We start from the raw sequence: 17,607 nt of genomic DNA, 5'->3' as shown, positions 1-17,607 counted from the left end.
TTTATTATTCAACGGCAAATACATACGGATAGAGAGGTTGACCACCATATTGCAGGTCTATTTCAAGCTCGGCATAATGCTCGCTTATCCAGGAGCAAAGGGCGGATGTCGTTTCCTCGGTCGCGCCTTCTCCTGTCAGAATCGTGACTATGTCGCCTTCATCCTCAAGCATGCTGGTCAAAAGAGCTTGACATGCTGCAAGCAAATCCGGCTCAGAGGTAACGATTGCTTTTTCCTTCAAGCCGATATAATGGCCTTCGGAAATTTCGACTCCGTCAATCGTCGTGTCTCGCACTGCTTTGGTCACTTGTCCGGACACAACCATGCTAGCAGCTGAAATCATCCATTCCTTGTTGCGCTCTGGTGTTTCGTCTTCCTTGAAGGCAAGGACAGCCGCGATTCCTTGGGGAATTGTTTTGGTCGGTATAACGGTTACCGCTCGCTCTGTCAGCTCGATCGCCTGCTCGGCTGCAAGAATTATGTTGCTGTTGTTAGGGAAAATGAAAATATGCTCCGCCGACAGCGATTCAATTGCGTTCACAAAGTCTTCGGTGCTTGGGTTCATCGTCTGACCGCCAGTCAGTACAATATCTACATCACTGCTGCGGAATAGCTCAGCTACACCATCGCCCAAAGCAACCGCGATCATTCCGTATGGCGCACGCTCGAAGCCATGCTCAGCTGGACGGTTGTCTATGGCCTGTCCTGCCAGCAGCTCAGCGGCTGCCAGATTGACCTCGCTGACTACGCCCTCCTCAGCCAGCAGCTCACGATGCTGCTCACGCATATTCAAAATATGAATATCCGTCAACTCGCCATACTGCATCGACAAATTGAACACATCGCCAGGCTTGCGGGAATGCACATGCACTTTAATAATATCATCATCTGTAATAACGAGAATCGAATCTCCATCCTTAGACAACGCTTTTTTGTAAGCGGATTCATCAAAAGATGCCACGGGTGTACCTGACACATTGCGCTTGATAAAAAATTCCATATCGTAAAAGAACTCAATATCTAGCGTCTCCAGCTTGGCTTGTGCAGAGGACGGCTCTACATGCTGCTGCGGAACGTAGACGTCCGCCGGAGCTGCTTCAGAGGCTAAAGCATCCACATCAAGCGCAGCGCCCGACAAATATTGAACGAAGCCTTCATAGATGTAGACAAGCCCTTGTCCACCTGAATCGACTACCCCTACCTGCTTCAGCACTGGCAGCTGCTCAGGCGTTTTTTGCAATGCCTCGTTCGCTCTGAAATACACTTCCTCCATCAGCTCAGGCACTTCAGTATTGCGTCTCGCATATTGCACAGCATAGCGCGCAGCTTCCTTCGCTACGGTCAAGATCGTACCCTCTACCGGCTTTACTACCGCCTTGTAGGCAAGATCTACACCGTGCTGCAATGCCGCAGCAATTTCAATCGCGGTTGCCTGCTCATGGTTAGCGAGCGACTTGGCAAAGCCGCGAAACAGCTGAGATAAAATAACACCCGAATTACCGCGCGCGCCCATCAGCAAGCCCTTCGACAATGCTTCAGCAGCCTTGCCAATATCAGCTGACGGCTTCTTTTTTAATTCAGTTATACCAGAGGTCATGGTCAGATTCATATTCGTTCCAGTATCGCCATCCGGCACTGGAAACACGTTGAGTGCGTTCACCTTTTCGGCATTACGCTTCAGTAAGTCGGCGCCTAATAATGCCATAGCCGCAAAATCAGATCCGTTAATTGCTCGCTTACCCAAAAAAATTCCCCTTCCTGCTAAGTAGATACCCTTACATCCTGGACAAAAATATTTACTTCGTTGACTTCCAGACCTATTACGTCATTTAATACATACTTCACTTTTGAACGAATGTTGCTAGCTACTTCAGAAATTTTCGTTCCATAGCTCACTACAATGTGCAGATCAATATTGATTCCGCCTTGTACTTGTCTTATTTCAACACCCTTGGTCAAATTGTCCCGGCCAAGAAGTACTGCAATCCCATCCTTCAATCCGTTCCGAGATGCCATTCCAACGAGTCCATAACACTCTAATGCGGCGAAGCCAGCAATTGTCGCTATACAACTATCTGAAACCTGAATATGACCTAAACCATTTTCTAATTGTATCGGCATACGTTTCACTCCTTGCCATTTATTATGGACTAGTTTCCATTGTACTATAAACTGCACCGTTATTGAAGAGAATTGTTAAATTTCATTGAAATAACGCTAGAATTAGGTTGAATGAGGACTGACTTTATGTTACGATATTTAGGCGTGTTTATGTTTGTAGATGTTATGAATCGAAAACAATTGTAGCATTCGTATTATGAACGGTTAAGCTGCTTAGGTGATAACTGGTGAAGGAGGTGTTTTTATGTCTCGCAAATGTTTCGTAACTGGCAAAGCGCCAAAAAGAGGAAATAGCGTATCTCATGCGAACAATGCAACTCGTCGTACTTGGGGAGTTAACGTTCAAAAGGTTCGCATCCTGGTAGATGGTAAACCAAAACGTGTTTACGTTAGCGCTCGCGCATTGAAATCTGGCAAAATTACTCGCGTATAGTTTGCCATAGACAAAAGCACCTGACAGTTCAGGTGCTTTTTTGTTGTCATCATCATGTTTTAGACAAGCAGTCAAATCTTGATTGGGAGTTATGATATTAATTTTTTTGAAATGTGTTAAGTAAAGCTTTGACAAACCCACCCAAAAACTTAGGCAGCTTAATCGTATAAAATTTCATGCTCATCCCTCCTCGAAACGCGCGGTGACCCTTGCCTGCTGAATCCCCACTCTTGTAAAACATATTATGCAGAAATGAGAAAACATAGACCACTACTGCCTAGAGAGATTAAACTTTATTGATTAAGCGACACTATTTTGAAACAGGTCTGGATTGTCCATTATAAATTGAATGGCGGTCACGATAATGACGAACAGGAAATACATAATAATCGACAGCACAATAAAGACGATTCGCAAGCCAATCGTTTCAAAGCGGCGGAAAAAACGTATCCCGATATAAATCGTTAGCAGCGAAAATATATATTTGATAAGCGATGGGATGAGCGAAAAAAGCGAGAGCGAGCCTCCAGCAAGAATCGCATAAAACAGCACCCACAATGCGGTTTTAAAATTAACGTTCATGCGCATCCTCCTCAAACTGTTGTAGCCTCCGCGAGTGCGCTTTCAGTAAGTAAGCACAGCGGAAGCCTGATCGCTAGCGCAGCTCGGCTATCGCTTTAGCGCGGTCAGGAGCTGTAAATACCGCGTTGCCTGCCACCAGCACATTCGCGCCAGCATCACGTACGAGCTGAGCTGTCTGGGCATTGATTCCACCATCTACCTGAACATCAACATGAGACAATCCACGCGCTTCCAGCATGCTGCGAAGCTCGCGCAGCTTCGTTGTTGAGTAGGGTATAAAGGACTGGCCGCCAAAGCCGGGATTCACGGTCATAATCAAAATCATATCTACATCGCCCAGCACTGGCTCCAGCACCGACACAGGAGTAGCCGGGTTGATGGCGACGCCAGCAGGCAGCCCCTGCTCTTTAATCGAGTATATCGTACGATGCAGATGAGTGCATGCTTCCTGATGAACGGTAATGCGGTCCGCTCCTGCATCGATGTAGCTTTGCAGAGAAAGCTCCGGACGCTCAATCATGAGATGCACATCAAACGTCAGCTTGGTGATGGAACGAACCGCGCTAATGACAGGCGGTCCGAAAGTCAGGTTAGGCACATAATGCCCGTCCATTACATCAATATGAACCCAGTCAGCCCCCGCTTCCTCAATGGATTTAATATCTGCGCCCAGTTGCGCAAAATTTGCTGATAAAATCGATGGTGCAACGATTGTCATCTTGGTTAGTACCTCCGTTTTTGATCTTTAAGCTCGGCAAGGAACGCTAAATAATGCTCATGTCTGCTCGTTTCAATTTCTCCTGCTTCAAGCGCATCCAACACCGCACAGCCGGGCTCCTGCACATGCATGCAGCCTCTAAATTTGCACGACGTGGACAGCTCGCGCATTTCAATAAAGCCATAGGCCAGATCGGAAATGCCCAGCTCGGCAAAATCAAGCTGGCTAAAGCCTGGCGTATCTGCCACGTAGCCGCCGCCTATATCGATCAGCTCAACATGCCGCGTCGTATGCTTGCCGCGTCCAAGCTTGTTGCTGATCTCATTGGTCTCTAGCTCAAGACCAGGAACTAGCGCATTGAGCAGTGATGACTTGCCTACACCAGATTGGCCGGCAAATACTGCGACATGCCCCTTCAAGCGTTCATGCAGCGCTTCTATGCCTTGACGCTCAAGCGAGCTTGTGCTGTAAATTTCATAGCCAAGCTTGCCATAAATGCGCTTTACGGTTTCCATGCTCGACAGCGCTTCATGCTGCAGCTCCTCTTGCTCGGAACGGTTCGCATTGGCAAAGTCCTGCTTGCTTAAGCAAAGCAACGGCTTTACCCCGGCATGCTCAATATGGACGAGGAACTTGTCCAGCAGCTGCAGGTTCAAGGAAGGCTCGACAACGGAAAATACAAGTACAGCCAAGTCTACATTGGCCACTGGCGGACGAATAAGCTCGGTACTGCGAGGCAGCAGCTCGACGACTGTTCCCTCTCCATTTTCCGTCAGCACATAATACACCTCATCGCCTACGAGCGGCGTAAGGCCTTTCTTCTTAAAGACTCCTCTAGCACGGCATTGCACCGTGCTAGAGGGAGAACGATCATCTTGCGGCTGTACATAATAATATCCGCTTAAAGCTTTCACAATCACTCCAGGCAGTGAAGCTGAAGAATCAGGCAGCACTTGCTCATTCTTCTGTTTGGTTCGCCTGTTGATCGCTTTGCTCATTATAATTCATTGCCTCCATATCCTGTTCTTGCTCAAAATGGTTAAACCCTTCCTCAAACGATGGCGTGGGAGTAGGTGTCGGATCAGGCTCTTGACCTGGAATAACCATTTCATGCGACCCGCCTTGAGCAACATCTTTATAGTAAATTGATCGAATGTCCATAAATGTACCGTCGCGATAAACTGAAACCTGCGCTACTGTATCAGGATCAAGCACAAGCGTTACCGGAATATCTACCGTGCTTGTAATGGTACGCGGATCAAGCTCCATGTTTTCTCCACGGGCATCAGAGTAATGAATTCTTATCTCGCTTGCTGTGCCTTGCAGCGCTGGAGATACGCGCACGTTGAATTGATAGCTTTTGGCGTCATCCGGATAGCCTGAGCTTACCGAAATCGTTACGTTGCTGCCTTTCTCAATCTGATCATGTGGCGTATTGCCTTGACTAATGACATGGTCCTTGTCGAACAGATAGCTTGGCTCATACTTTATATCTTTCTCCTCAAGCACAAGATTAAGCGACTTCAGCAGCACCTTGGCATCCTTTAAGCGCATATCTGTCAAGTCCGGCATTTCTACCGTCTCTGGACCAGCGCTTACAGTAAAGCTGATCTCCACCGTGTCCGGGTTTATTTCTTCACCGCCGCCAGGCGTTTGCTCCAAAATCGTGCCTGCTTCCGAATCATCGTGGACTTCAGAAAATTTTAGCTGGGTTTCCTGTACCCCTAGCTCCAACAAGCTGTTAATCGCTTGCTGCTTCGTCTGGCCAACATAGCTTTGCAGCTGCTTCATTTCAGGACCTTCACTTATCGTTAATTGAATAAATGCGCCTTCCTTTACCTTCACGTTCATTTTCGACTGGGCAATAACTTCGCCTTTAGGAACAAGCTTGCTCGTTTCACGCAGTACCGGCTCCTCGACTTTAAGACCCGCTTCCTCTATCTTCTTGCGCGCCTCCTCCTCAGTCAAGCTGACGACATACGGCACGTCAACATCCTCGGTTTTGAACGTATCGAGCAGCTTGAAAAAGCCCCACAGCAAAGCAGCTAAAAAAACAAGCGTTATCAGCACGACATATAATGGCTTTTTCCAGCCGCCTGTTGATTTTTCCAGCTCCTCCTCAGGCAATTGCCCGGTGTTCATGCTTACGGCCGCTGTTTCGCTATAACGTCCTGTCGCCCCGCTTTGAACCGCGGTTGCGCTCATGTCTGCCTGCGAGGACGAACGAATGGCAGGCATAACCTTCGTTTCCTGCATATCGATATCCTCGTTGAAGGCAATTTTAGGCTCGTTCAAGCGATGCGGCTGCAAGCAGGTTTCAAGATCAGTCAGCATTGCTCTTGCCGACTCATAGCGCTCATTAGGATTTTTGCGCATCGACTTTAAAATAACATTTTCAACCGACTGCGGTATATGCGGATTCACTGCCCGCGGCTCTTCAAAATGCTCTTGCAAATGCTTAAGCGCAATGCTGATAGGACTTTCTCCCAAAAACGGAAGCTTGCCCGTAAGCATTTGATAGAGCACAATACCCAAAGAGTACAAATCAGACTTTTCTCCTGTATTGACACCCTTGGCGTGCTCAGGAGAAAAATAGTGGACGGAGCCAACGACTGAGCCTGTTTGCGTTATTTTTGATGAAGTTGCAGCACGCGCAATTCCGAAATCCGTTACCTTCACTCGGCCGTTATTGCCAATTAAAATATTATGCGGCTTAATATCGCGATGAATAATATGATTGGCATGCGCATGATCAAGCGCATCGCAAATTTGCTGCGCGATATGAATCGCCTCTTCAATTTGCAGCGGTGCGCGCTCAACAATAATTTCATTCAAATTATGGCCTTCGACATACTCCATTACGATGTAATGGATATCCTCCTGCTGTCCGACATCATAGATGCTTACAACATTTGGATGAGACAGCGCCGCTGCATTTTGCGCTTCCCTGCGAAAGCGGCTAATAAATTCCTCATCATTGACAAATTGCTGACGCAGCACCTTAACCGCAACCTTGCGATTCAGCAACACGTCGTGCGCTTTATATACAAGTGCCATGCCTCCCCCGCCAATGCGGGAAATAATCTCATAGCGTCCTGCCAGATCATGTCCGATCATCATGCTTCCTCCCTTCTAACGGGATTTTGTGCCATATCACACAGTATAAGCGTAATGTTGTCATCTCCGCCAGCCTGCAGCGCCAACTCTATCAATTGATCTGCACGCTGTTCAAGAGGAAGCTCGGAAGCGGCGATTCGGTGCAGCTCCTCCTCGCTTACTCGATTGCTTAGCCCATCGCTGCACAGCAGCAGCAAATCCTGCTCATCCCATTCCATTACACGCACATCAACTTCAACATCATCGTCAGTGCCGATCGCGCGCGTCAATACATTTTTGCGCGGGTGATGCTCAGCTTCTTCAGCTGTCAGCTGACCGGATTGCACCAGCGCGTTGACGAGCGAATGATCCTCAGTCAGCTGCTCAAGCGTCTCGCTGTTAATGCGATAGGCTCTGCTGTCGCCAACATGTCCGATTACAACAAGCTGGTCGATTACTAACGCCGCGACGATTGTCGTACCCATATTGTGATACTGCGTCATATGCTTGGCTAAACTGTATATCTCGTCATTCGCTTGGCGAATCGCAATGCGCATTAGCCGCTTCGCATCCTCGACATTCCAGTTCGTAATGTCAACATGCTGCTGCAGGATGCGCTGGAATGCTTCCACCGCCACCTGGCTCGCCACATCGCCAGCCTGATGCCCGCCCATGCCATCTGCAACAATGGCAAAGGAAAGCTGATCATTAATTGAACCCGTCAAGGCTGAATCCTCATTCACTTGGCGAATTCTTCCTATGTCACTTCGATTAACCATTAACAAGTGTTATCACCTCGCCGTAGACTCCATATGCTTCGCACGCAATTGTCCGCACGCTGCTGCGATATCATGTCCTTGTTCTCTGCGAATCGTAACATTAATTCCATGCTTTTCAAGCACCTTGGCAAACGCGAAAATATCGTTTCGCGGAGTGCGCACATAGTTGCGCTCAGGCACATGGTTAACTGGAATCAGGTTGACGTGGCAGAGCATGTCTTTAATGACTGACGCCAGCTCTTCGGCATGCTCAACCTGATCGTTGACACCGCCAATCAACGCATATTCGAACGTAATGCGGCGACCTGTTTTGTCCAAATAATAGCGAATCGCCTGAATAACATCCTCAAATGGAAATCTGCGATTGACAGGCATAAGCTTGGAGCGCAGCTTGTCGTTCGGAGCATGGATCGAAAGCGCCAAGTTAATTTGCGTATTTTCATCGGCAAATTTATAAATGCTTGGCACAATGCCGCTCGTCGATACAGTAATATGGCGCTGTCCGATATTCAAGCCCTTCTCATGAATCATATTGCGCAGAAAGTCCATTGTTGCCTCATAATTTTCAAATGGCTCGCCAGAGCCCATAATGACAATGCTGGAAACTCGCTCATTCGTTGCATCAAGCATTTGCTGTGCCGTTACGACCTGAGCAACAATTTCACCTGCTGTCAGATTTCTTTTCAAGCCGCCCAGCGTAGAAGCACAAAATGTACATCCGATGCGGCAGCCAACCTGAGTCGTTACACAGACGCTGTTGCCGTAATTATGGCGCATAATAACCGTCTCGATTGCATGATTGTCATGCAGCCCGAACAGAAACTTCACCGTGCCATCGCGCGACTCGAATTTCGTAATTTCAGTTAACGTAACAAACTCGAATTGATCGGTTAATTTTTGGCGCAACCCTTTGGGAAGATTCGTCATCTCCTCAAAGCTTTTCACACGCTTCACATATAGCCAATCATAAACTTGATCAGCGCGAAACGAAGGCTCACCATTATCCTTCATCCACTGTAAAAGCTGATCATGTGTATAGTCATAAATAAAAGGTTTCATCATATCACACCTGTATTCAATTTTATGCTGCTTCATGCGTGCTTGTAAGCAACGCTGACATTATTTTATCACAAACAAGGATTGACAGCCATTATTGCGAAAAACAGCGCGGCACTTAAGCGGTTCAGCGCTCCGGAGCTAAGCATCCTACAGCCGCTTTTTAAATCGTAATGCTCTTATTTAAATTTTTTAAGGTGGCATTACGATGTTAAAGGCGGCTCTCTTCGTTTTTCGGATTCTTTGCTCCTCCGCTGGTGCTTTTTTCGTTTTGAGTATGCTACGATGCGACGTAGCGTCATCAAAGAAGTTAAGCTTTTTCAGAGCTACGGAGCTAAGCATCCTCCAGCCGCTTTTTAAATCGTAATGCTCTTTTTTAAATTTTAAAGGTGGCATTACGATGTTAAAGGCGGCTCTCTTCGTTTTTCGGATTCTTTGCTCCTCCGCTGTAGTTTTTTTGAGTGCGGGACCAAGAAGCTTGGACGCTAGTAGAAAATGAGGAGCGCAGCGTAGGCACTTGCTACGTGAGCACCGGAATTTTCGCTAGCGTTCAAGATTCGCCGTCGAGTAATCCCCAACGCAATCGCATCGTCATCAAAGTCGTGCTTTTAAACTACCGCTCTTCCAATGAAAGTTTAAAAATCCGGCTTTCAGGACCAAGAAGATGGCACGATACTAGAAGGCGAGGAGCGCAGCGTAGGCATAAGATACGTGAGCACCGAAGCACTCGGTAGCGTGACATATTCGCCGCCGACTCAACTACAACGAAACTGCATCGTCATCAAAGTTGGATTTTTAAACTACCTTTCTTCCAATGAAAGTTTAAAAGCTCGGCTTTCAGGACCAAGAAGCTTGGACGCTAGTAGAAAATGAGGAGCGCAGCGTAGGCATAAGCTACGTAAGCACCGGAATTTTCGCTAGCGTTCAAGATTCGACGTCGAGTAATCCCCAACGTAATCGCATCGTCATCAAAGTCGTGCTTTTAAACTACCGCTCTTCCAATGAAAGTTTAAAAATCCGGCTTTCAGGACCAAGAAGATGGCACGATACTAGAGGGCGAGGAGCGCAGCGTAGGCATAAGCTACGTGAGCACCGAAGCACTCGGTAGCGTGACATATTCGCCGCCGACTTAGCTACAACGAAACTGCATCGTCATCAAAGTTGGATTTTTAAACTACCGCTTCAAAAGGCGTGCTATGTAGAAGCCATCACTTTTATTGTCATCCGGCAACAGCTGTAGCTGTCCGTCGAACTGCTCGTCGATTATATTTAGCTGCTTTAAGCGAGACAGTACAGCTGGCGGCCAGTTGCGGTCAAGCGTATACTCGGGATGCTTGGCAAGGAATGATGCAATCTGCTGCTCATTCTCTTCGCGGGCAATTGTGCAGGTGCTGTACAGCAGCACTCCGCCCGGCTTAACGAGTCCGCTCATCGCTTCAAGCAATTTGCCCTGCAGCTCGGCAATTGCCGTTACATCCTCGCTGCTTTTCGTCCATTTGATTTCGGGCTTGCGGCGAATGACGCCGAAACCGCTGCATGGCGCGTCGAGCAGTACGGCATCAAAGCTGCCGGGAGCAAGCGTTCGGGCCAGCTCAATGGCATCGCCGCTCGTCGTCTCGATATGACTTAGCCCGAGCCGCTGCGCCTGCTCGGCAATCAACTTGCGCTTATGCTCATGCAAGTCGTTGGAAAGCAGTCTGCCTTTACCCTTCATAAGCTCGCCGATATGCATGCTTTTGCCGCCTGGCGCCGCGCAAGCATCTAATATGCTCATGCCGGGCTGAGGCTGCAGCACCTCGGCCACGAGCATCGAGCTTTCGTCTTGCATCGACCATTTGCCCGCAGCAAAGCCGGCATGGGCGGCAAGATGGCCAGCCTTGTCCACGATTACGCCAGCTGCTGCCAGCGGTGATGGCGAGGCTGAGATGCCCTCGGCCTGCAGTAGCTCGATCACGGCGTCAACCGATGTTTTCATCGTGTTGACACGTATGGAGCTGTGTGGTGCTGTATTGCTCGCAGCGAGCAGCTGCTCTGTTTTCTCGCTGCCGTATTCATTCAGCCAGCGCTCTACGAGCCAGCGAGGGAAGGAGTAACGAACGCTCAATGTTTCTGCTTCGTCAGACAGCACAATTCGTTCAATCAGCAGCTCATTTTGCCGACGCAGCACATTGCGCAGCACGCCGTTGACCATTCCTGCGATCCCTTGATGACCTTTTTTCTTGGCTATGTTAACAGCCTCATTAACGGCTGCATGGGCGGGAATACGATCCAGCCATATTATTTGATAAAGGCTTAGTCTCAGCAATTGATGCACCCAGGGCTGCAGCTTGGCAAGTCCTTTAGCGACAAGCTGTGACAGCCAATAATCCAGGGTCAGCTTGCGGCTGATTGTCCCGTACACCAGTTCGGTAACGAGCGCTGCATCCTGACGGGACAGCTCCTGCTGCTGCAGGCTGCGATTCAGCTGCAAATTGCTGTATGCCCCTGTTTCCTCTACCTTTACTAGTATGTCCAGCGCTACCAGGCGTGCAGACTTGCTTCGGCCAGCTTCTGCTGGCTTTCCCGCTACTGTCCGTTGCTTTTTATATGATTTGGCGGAGTTGCTTGTATTTTTCTGCTGCTCGTTCTGTCTGCTCATGCTTGCTCTTCTCCGTCAAAGCGAGCTCCAACAATTTCACGCGCGCCTTGTATCCAATCGCTAACCTGCATCATACGCTTGCCTGCTGGCTGTATCGTCGTAAGCAGCAGCTGCCCTTGCCCTGTCTGAACAATGATTCCTTCTGCTGATGCAGATACAATCGTGCCTGGCTGCGAGCTGCCTTCACGGTCTAACGGCTGACAGCCCCATACCTTGAAAACCTCGCCATTCAGCATCGTAAACGCGCCCGCCATTGGCGACAAGCCGCGCACCTGATTGTAAATCGATAGCGCCGCTTTATTCCAATCGATCCGCTCGTCCTCGCGCGTAAGATTAGGCGCATATGTCGCCAAAGACTCATCCTGCGGGACCGCTTTAAGCTCGCCACGCAAAAGTGGAGGCAGCGTATCCAGCAACAGCTTGGCTCCAGCAATGCTCAGCTTCTCAAACATCGTTCCAGCCGTATCATCATGCTCAATCGGCAGTGCCACCGAGCTGATCATATCGCCTGTATCGAGCCCTTCCGCCATGTACATGATCGTCACGCCTGTTTCAGCCTCGCCATTAATAATCGAACGCTGAATCGGCGCTCCACCGCGATATTTCGGCAACAGCGAGCCATGCACATTAATGCAGCCATGCGGCGGCAGCTCAAGCACTCCCTTGGGCAATATTTGCCCGTACGCTGCGGTTACAATTAAATCCGGTTTATATGTAGCAAGCTCAGCAATCGCTTCTTCATTTCTCATCCGCTCCGGCTGCAGCACAGGCAAGCCGAGCTCAAGCGCAGCCTCTTTTACAGGAGGAGGCGTAAGTACTTTTTTCCGTCCTTTTGGACGGTCGGGCTGAGATACAACTGCAGCGATCTCATAACCCGCTTCAACTAATGCACGCAGAGAAGGGACAGCGAAGCTCGGTGTCCCCATAAAAACAATACGCATCTTTATTTTTCGCCGCCTTTTCTCGCACGATCGGAAATATCGTACGTATTTAATGCAATATCGGTAAACAGCACACCGTTGAGATGATCGATTTCATGCTGAAATGCGCGAGCAAAAAAGCCCGTCGCTTCAACAGTAAATGATTCACCATCGCTATTTTGGCCTTGCACAACTACACGCTCAGCACGCAGCACCTCGCCATTCAAATTTGGAATGCTGAGACAGCCCTCAGGCCCGATTTGCTCGCCTTCGCGCTCAATAATAACAGGATTGACCATTTCTACAAGTCCATGCTCATCGCCAACATCAACAACGATGACACGCTTGGATATACCGATTTGCGGCGCTGCAAGCCCTACCCCGTCAGCATCATACATCGTTTCTGCCATATCCTTGAGCAGCTTTTTCAAATTAGAATTAAATTTTGTTACTTCCTTGGCTACTTCACGCAGCACCGGATCTGGATCTTTAACGATTAGTCGAATACTCATCTTTTTCCCTCGCTTATTTTCTATAAAGTGAGTGTTCAAAAAGCTCGGCTTTCAGGACCAAGAAGATGGGGTGAAGCTTAGAAATGACGGAGCGCAGCGTAGATCATGCCTACGTGAGCACCGTAAATTTCGGCTGAACCCCATATTCGACGTCGACTAAGCTACAACGCAATCACATCGTCATCAAAGCTGGGCTTTTTGAACTTCCTCTATTAGTGAGTGTTCAAAAAGCTCGGCTTTCAGGACCAAGAAGATGGGGAGAAGCTTAGAAATGACGGAGCGCAGCGTAGATACCTACTACGTGAGCACCGTACATTTCGGCTGAACCCCATATTCGACGTCGACTAAGCTACAACGCAATCACATCGTCATCAAAGCTGGGCTTTTTGAACTTCCTCTATAAAGTTGAACAAGTCCTTTTATTCAACTATTTACACTCATTTGCTATACAATAACCTGCGGATCAACATCAACACTGAACAGCACCTGCTTGCTTGTTTTACCTGCGACAAACGGCTCCATCGCGCGCTCAACCAACGTCGACGCATCAATGCTTCCACGATATTTTATCACACATTGATAACGGTAGCGATCCTTGATTCGCGCAAGCGGCGAGGCGACCGGGCCGAGAATCTCCATGGCGCGCGCCATTCTGCTCTGCAGCGGCACCAAAACTCCTTCATATTGCGCGATCTCCTTCAGCTCATTAACGAAGCGCGTGCTTACCTCGGCAAGCTGATCAAGCCGTTCGGCCGACATCGTAATGCAAATCAAGCGGCAATATGGCGGATACATCATTCCCATTCGAAGCTCCAGCTCCTGCTGTATAAACTGCTCGTAATGATGCTGCGCGGCCGCCTGAACCGCATAATGCTCGGGATTATAGGTTTGAATCATAACCTCTCCCTGCAGATGATGACGCCCCGCTCGGCCCGCTACTTGCGTTAACAGCTGGAAGGTGCGCTCTGCAGCGCGAAAATCCGGCAGGTTCAACGTTGTATCTGCGGCAATTACCCCTACTAATGTAACATATGGGAAATCGAGTCCTTTTGCAACCATTTGTGTTCCGAGCAAAACATCAGCCTTGCGCTCGCTAAATGTTTTGAGCAGCTTTTCATGCGCATTTTTCTCGGTTGTCGTGTCCACATCCATACGGATGACGCGTATGCCCGGAAACAGCTTGGCAAGCTCCTCCTCCACCTTCTGCGTGCCCGTTCCAAAAAAGCGGATATGCTCGGACTCGCATTGCGGGCATTGCTTTGGCTCCTGCTCTGCATGACCGCAGTAATGGCAGCGCAGCAAGCGTGTTTTCTGATGGTATGTAAGCGAAATGTCGCAATGAGGACAGCTTGCTGTGTAACCGCATGAGCGGCACATAACAAAGGTCGAATAACCGCGCCGGTTAAGCAGCAGCACCGTTTGCTCCTGGCGCTCAAGGCGCTGCTTGAGCGCCTCGTAGAGGGCGCTGCTGAACATCGAGCGATTGCCCTGTGTAAGCTCCTGGCGCATATCAATAATATGCACGGTCGGCATCGCCTGCCCGGCCACGCGCTCCGGCATCGAAAGCAAGGGCGCCTCTGCCGCTCCCTTCGGAATACGGCTTGCAGCAACAAAGGTTTCCAGCGAAGGCGTAGCAGAGCCAAGCAGTACGACTGCGCCATGCTGCTTGGCTCGACGCACAGCGACATCGCGTGCATGGTATTTCGGCGTTTCATCCTGCTTGTAGGAGGACTCATGCTCCTCATCAATAATAATAAGTCCAATACTGGAAAATGGGGCAAATATCGCTGAGCGCGCGCCTACGACGACTCGCGCTTGTCCATGGCGAATTTTGCGCCATTCATCATAGCGCTCTCCGTCGGACAAGCGGCTGTGCATAACAGCTACCGCGTCTCCGAATCTTGATTTGAAGCGTTCAACCATTTGCGGGGTCAGCGATATTTCCGGCACAAGCACAATCGCTTGTCTGTTTGAGTCGAGACATTGTGCAATGCTTTGCAAATACACCTCTGTTTTGCCACTTCCCGTAACCCCATGCAGCAGCATGGTTTGTCCAGACTTCCGCTCCATTTCTTTAACAATTCGCTCATACACATGCCGCTGCAGTTCGGTTAGCGGCAGCGGCGAGCTTGGTTCAAATTGCCGGTGGCGATAAGGATCTCGCTTCTGTTCGACATCCTCAATCCGTACCAGCTCCTTGCCAGCAAGGCCTTGCACAACGCTTGAGCTTGTGTTCAGCTTGGCAACAAGCTGCGCCAATGCAATTGGCTCGGGATGCTCCAGCAAATAGCTCAGAACCTCATACTGCTTGCGCGCTTGCTTCTTCAGTGCTGCAAGCTGTTCTCTTGCCGCCTCGGGATCGGCTGGTGGCAATACCATGCGCACCTGCTTAATTCCTGTTCGGTCCTTAACCTTGCCCGACAACGTCAGCAAGCCCTGCTGCAGCGCCTGCTTGATTGAGCGATGCTCCTCAGGAAACATCGCCATCAGCTTTTCCAGCTTAATAGCGCCATCCTCCTGACGCAGCGCCTGCAGCCAAGCGCTATTGGCATAGGCTTGCTCTTGTTCTGCACCCGACAGCGCAATATATTTAACTTCCTTGCCCTTCAAGGCTGACGGCAGCATTATTTGCAGGGCAGCGATCCGTGAGCAGCAATATTTTTCGCTCAGCCATTTTGATAGCTCGATCAAATCAGGCAGCAGCGGCGGCTCGGGATCAAGCAGCTCCTTAATCGGTTTAAGCTTGCTATGGTCATACTCCGACTCCTCAGCCAGTCCGACAACCACACCCTGCAGCACGCGCGGCCCAAATGGAACGCCTACGCGACTGCCGAGCTCAATCCAGGGCTGAAGCGATTTTGGTACTTTATAATCAAAAGGCCGATCCGTCTGACGGCTCGGCACATCGACAATAATATTAGCGATCACATTCATCATCCTTAGCCTTTCATCCATGCTGTGCAAGGATTTGCAATAGTCGTTCCGCAGCATCGCGCTTTGACATAAGCGGCAGCTGCTCGACAAGTCCATTGGTATTATAAATAGAAATTACATTTGTGTCATAGTTAAAGCCTGCTCCGTCCTGCGAAACGTCGTTGGCAACGAGATAGTCGCAGTTTTTGCGTTTAAGCTTATCCATTGCATACACGTCAAGCTGCTCTGTCTCTGCCGCAAAGCCGACGAGCAATTGATGCGTTTTGCGCTCTCCAAGCGTGGCCAAAATATCAGTCGTACGCTCCAGCTCCAGCACCAGCTGCTGTGCATCGCCTTTTTTCAGCTTTTGCTGATGCACTTGCTTCGGTCGATAGTCGGCAACAGCGGCTGATTTGATCACAATATCGCTGTCATCAAACTGCTCCAGCACTGCCTGCAGCATATCAGCGGCCGACTCGACCTTAATCAGCTTTACGCCTTGTGGAGCTGCCGCACTCGTTCGGCCCGCAACAACTGTGACATCTGCGCCCAGATCAAGCGCCGCTTCAGCGATAGCAAAGCCCATTTTTCCAGATGAATCATTTGTTAAATAACGAACGGGATCAATCCGTTCCATCGTTCCTCCTGCGGTAACAAGCACCTTTTTACCGCGCAGCAGCTTTGGCTTGTTCAGCCATTGCTGCAATGCCAGCACGATTTCCTCCGGCTCGGCAAGACGGCCTTTAGCTACATAGCCGCAAGCAAGCTGCCCTGTGCCAGGATCGATAAAGCGCACGCCGCGCTCAGCAAGCAGCTTGATGTTATCGACGACGGCCGGGTGCTCATACATATGCACATTCATCGCCGGCGCAACGACAATCGGGCATGTTGCTGCCAGCAGTGTTGTGCTCAGCATGTCATCGGCTATGCCGTGAGCAAGCTTGGCGATCATGTTGGCGGTCGCTGGCGCAAGCAGGATCAGATCAGCTCGATCAGCAAGATCGATATGGGTAACAACCTGTGGGTCCAGCTCCTCAAACGTATCAACATGCACCGCATGTCTGGACAATGTTTGCAAAGTAAGAGGCGTAATAAATTTCGTAGCCGATTTTGTCATGATGACATGCACCTCGGCACCCAGTCCGACCAGCCTGCTGCATATTGTTGCGGCCTTATAGGCCGCTATGCCGCCGCTAACGCCAACAATTATCGTCTTTCCTTTTAGCACGTTGCCATCTCCCAACCAAATCTGTATAGTCCATTAGGGGCGTTTACCAGTTTAAACGCTCCTTAGCTTGTTGAATATGAGCCAAATGATGATAGGAATGCCAGCGCGCGAAGCTTAAAAGCTGCTTCAAGGACATTTGGCTGCCTTTCTCAGGATGATAGAACTGACGCTCGAAATCGGCCATGCTCATCGATTTGAGTAATGCCGCCATTCTTGTATACGTTCCTTCTATCATCGACAGGCTTGCCTCAATTGGCATATCTTTGGAGTCGCTTAGCAATGCCCATTGATCCTCAAGGAAAGGCTTAATGGTTGGATTATTTTCAGTCAGCGCCAGCTTGAAACGGATGAATACGTTTATGGAGAAATCTGCGACATGATGAACAACCTGGCGAACCATCCAGCCCCCGGCGCGATACGGCGTGTTGAGCTGTTCCTCATTCAAGCCGGCTACAAGCGCCTTCAGCTTTTGAGGATAGTCTTGCAATTGCTGTGTCCATTCCTCTTTTTGTGCAGCGGTCATGCCTTCAAACACAAATCTTCCGATTGGGTAACTTAAATTTTCCATACATAATCCCTCCTAGAAAATGAATTGTCATCATTGCTTTAAG

The 17,607-nt window shown here is 49.4% G+C and carries 16 protein-coding genes; 1 reads left to right on the top strand and 15 read right to left on the bottom strand.

Translation table 11 applies throughout. From position 1 onward, the window contains the following. Nucleotides 1-4: 4 nt before the first annotated feature. Together fakA and KJS52_RS00625 are read right to left on the bottom strand one after the other, a co-directional pair. Nucleotides 5-1,744, bottom strand: coding sequence for a DAK2 domain-containing protein (fakA, locus tag KJS52_RS00630; RefSeq protein WP_213512710.1), 1,740 nt, complete (start codon nucleotides 1,742-1,744; stop codon nucleotides 5-7). Nucleotides 1,745-1,761: 17 nt separating this feature from the next. Beyond that, nucleotides 1,762-2,121 carry an Asp23/Gls24 family envelope stress response protein gene (locus KJS52_RS00625; RefSeq protein WP_213512709.1) on the bottom strand — a complete coding sequence of 120 codons (360 nt, stop codon included), beginning with the start codon at nucleotides 2,119-2,121 and terminating at the stop codon, nucleotides 1,762-1,764. 244 nt (nucleotides 2,122-2,365) lie between these two features. Here KJS52_RS00625 and rpmB point away from each other — a divergent pair, with 244 nt between their 5' ends. Further along, nucleotides 2,366-2,554 carry a 50S ribosomal protein L28 gene (gene rpmB, locus KJS52_RS00620; protein WP_213512708.1) on the top strand — a complete coding sequence of 63 codons (189 nt, stop codon included), beginning with the start codon at nucleotides 2,366-2,368 and terminating at the stop codon, nucleotides 2,552-2,554. A 97-nt stretch (nucleotides 2,555-2,651) separates the two neighbouring features. On the opposite strand, the gene spoVM is transcribed toward rpmB, so the two are convergent. From spoVM to KJS52_RS00555, 13 genes are all read right to left on the bottom strand, one after another. Then, complete coding sequence (gene spoVM / locus KJS52_RS00615; RefSeq protein ID WP_123039970.1) at nucleotides 2,652-2,732, bottom strand: stage V sporulation protein SpoVM; 81 nt, start codon at nucleotides 2,730-2,732, stop codon at nucleotides 2,652-2,654. A 122-nt stretch (nucleotides 2,733-2,854) separates the two neighbouring features. Further along, nucleotides 2,855-3,136, bottom strand: a complete 282-nt coding sequence (locus tag KJS52_RS00610; protein ID WP_213512707.1) for a hypothetical protein — start codon at nucleotides 3,134-3,136, stop codon at nucleotides 2,855-2,857. A gap of 73 nt (nucleotides 3,137-3,209) precedes the next feature. After that, nucleotides 3,210-3,854: a ribulose-phosphate 3-epimerase gene (rpe, locus tag KJS52_RS00605; protein ID WP_213512706.1), complete on the bottom strand. Its 645-nt coding sequence runs from the start codon at nucleotides 3,852-3,854 to the stop codon at nucleotides 3,210-3,212. 5 nt (nucleotides 3,855-3,859) lie between these two features. Beyond that, the gene (rsgA, locus tag KJS52_RS00600) at nucleotides 3,860-4,852 is read right to left on the bottom strand and encodes a ribosome small subunit-dependent GTPase A (RefSeq protein WP_213512705.1); all 993 of its coding nucleotides are present in this window, start codon (nucleotides 4,850-4,852) and stop codon (nucleotides 3,860-3,862) included. Further along, nucleotides 4,812-6,971 (bottom strand): Stk1 family PASTA domain-containing Ser/Thr kinase, encoded by a 2,160-nt coding sequence (gene pknB, locus KJS52_RS00595; protein WP_213512704.1) that lies wholly within the window; start codon nucleotides 6,969-6,971, stop codon nucleotides 4,812-4,814. The genes rsgA and pknB overlap by 41 nt, the downstream gene beginning before the upstream one ends. Continuing rightward, the gene (locus KJS52_RS00590; RefSeq protein ID WP_213512703.1) at nucleotides 6,971-7,729 is read right to left on the bottom strand and encodes a Stp1/IreP family PP2C-type Ser/Thr phosphatase; all 759 of its coding nucleotides are present in this window, start codon (nucleotides 7,727-7,729) and stop codon (nucleotides 6,971-6,973) included. The genes pknB and KJS52_RS00590 overlap by 1 nt, the downstream gene beginning before the upstream one ends. 12 nt (nucleotides 7,730-7,741) lie before the next feature. Continuing rightward, nucleotides 7,742-8,788: a dual-specificity RNA methyltransferase RlmN gene (rlmN, locus tag KJS52_RS00585; RefSeq protein WP_213512702.1), complete on the bottom strand. Its 1,047-nt coding sequence runs from the start codon at nucleotides 8,786-8,788 to the stop codon at nucleotides 7,742-7,744. A gap of 1,171 nt (nucleotides 8,789-9,959) precedes the next feature. Next, the gene (rsmB, locus tag KJS52_RS00580) at nucleotides 9,960-11,423 is read right to left on the bottom strand and encodes a 16S rRNA (cytosine(967)-C(5))-methyltransferase RsmB (RefSeq protein WP_213512701.1); all 1,464 of its coding nucleotides are present in this window, start codon (nucleotides 11,421-11,423) and stop codon (nucleotides 9,960-9,962) included. Continuing rightward, entirely contained in the window at nucleotides 11,420-12,364 is a 945-nt protein-coding gene (fmt, locus tag KJS52_RS00575; protein WP_213512700.1) for a methionyl-tRNA formyltransferase, read from the bottom strand. Before fmt ends, rsmB begins: the two co-directional genes overlap by 4 nt. 2 nt (nucleotides 12,365-12,366) lie before the next feature. Further along, a complete protein-coding gene (def, locus tag KJS52_RS00570; protein WP_213512699.1) occupies nucleotides 12,367-12,855 on the bottom strand; it encodes a peptide deformylase in 489 nt (162 codons plus the stop codon). Nucleotides 12,856-13,299: 444 nt separating this feature from the next. After that, complete coding sequence (gene priA, locus KJS52_RS00565) at nucleotides 13,300-15,789, bottom strand: primosomal protein N' (protein ID WP_246563161.1); 2,490 nt, start codon at nucleotides 15,787-15,789, stop codon at nucleotides 13,300-13,302. Between the two features lie 13 nt (nucleotides 15,790-15,802). After that, complete coding sequence (coaBC, locus tag KJS52_RS00560) at nucleotides 15,803-16,996, bottom strand: bifunctional phosphopantothenoylcysteine decarboxylase/phosphopantothenate--cysteine ligase CoaBC (protein WP_213512698.1); 1,194 nt, start codon at nucleotides 16,994-16,996, stop codon at nucleotides 15,803-15,805. Nucleotides 16,997-17,039: 43 nt separating this feature from the next. Beyond that, nucleotides 17,040-17,564 (bottom strand): YfiT family bacillithiol transferase, encoded by a 525-nt coding sequence (locus KJS52_RS00555; protein ID WP_213512697.1) that lies wholly within the window; start codon nucleotides 17,562-17,564, stop codon nucleotides 17,040-17,042. Nucleotides 17,565-17,607: the final 43 nt, after the last annotated feature.

Origin of the sequence: Paenibacillus montaniterrae (assembly GCF_018403185.1) — a bacterium.
Lineage (GTDB): Bacteria > Bacillota > Bacilli > Paenibacillales > Paenibacillaceae > Pristimantibacillus > Pristimantibacillus montaniterrae.
This window is presented reverse-complemented; position numbering and strand designations above follow the sequence as displayed.

Bases quoted from the DNA above. Each gene is read 5' to 3' on its own strand.
- KJS52_RS00625 (WP_213512709.1), bottom strand. From the start codon at position 2,121: ATGCCGATACAATTAGAAAATGGTTTAGGTCATATTCAGGTTTCAGAT.
- rpmB (WP_213512708.1), top strand. From the start codon at position 2,366: ATGTCTCGCAAATGTTTCGTAACTGGCAAAGCGCCAAAAAGAGGAAAT.
- spoVM (WP_123039970.1), bottom strand. From the start codon at position 2,732: ATGAAATTTTATACGATTAAGCTGCCTAAGTTTTTGGGTGGGTTTGTC.
- KJS52_RS00610 (WP_213512707.1), bottom strand. From the start codon at position 3,136: ATGAACGTTAATTTTAAAACCGCATTGTGGGTGCTGTTTTATGCGATT.
- rpe (WP_213512706.1), bottom strand. From the start codon at position 3,854: ATGACAATCGTTGCACCATCGATTTTATCAGCAAATTTTGCGCAACTG.
- rsgA (WP_213512705.1), bottom strand. From the start codon at position 4,852: ATGAGCAAAGCGATCAACAGGCGAACCAAACAGAAGAATGAGCAAGTG.
- pknB (WP_213512704.1), bottom strand. From the start codon at position 6,971: ATGATCGGACATGATCTGGCAGGACGCTATGAGATTATTTCCCGCATT.
- KJS52_RS00590 (WP_213512703.1), bottom strand. From the start codon at position 7,729: ATGGTTAATCGAAGTGACATAGGAAGAATTCGCCAAGTGAATGAGGAT.
- rlmN (WP_213512702.1), bottom strand. From the start codon at position 8,788: ATGAAACCTTTTATTTATGACTATACACATGATCAGCTTTTACAGTGG.
- rsmB (WP_213512701.1), bottom strand. From the start codon at position 11,423: ATGAGCAGACAGAACGAGCAGCAGAAAAATACAAGCAACTCCGCCAAA.
- fmt (WP_213512700.1), bottom strand. From the start codon at position 12,364: ATGCGTATTGTTTTTATGGGGACACCGAGCTTCGCTGTCCCTTCTCTG.
- def (WP_213512699.1), bottom strand. From the start codon at position 12,855: ATGAGTATTCGACTAATCGTTAAAGATCCAGATCCGGTGCTGCGTGAA.
- priA (WP_246563161.1), bottom strand. From the start codon at position 15,789: ATGAATGTGATCGCTAATATTATTGTCGATGTGCCGAGCCGTCAGACG.
- KJS52_RS00555 (WP_213512697.1), bottom strand. From the start codon at position 17,564: ATGGAAAATTTAAGTTACCCAATCGGAAGATTTGTGTTTGAAGGCATG.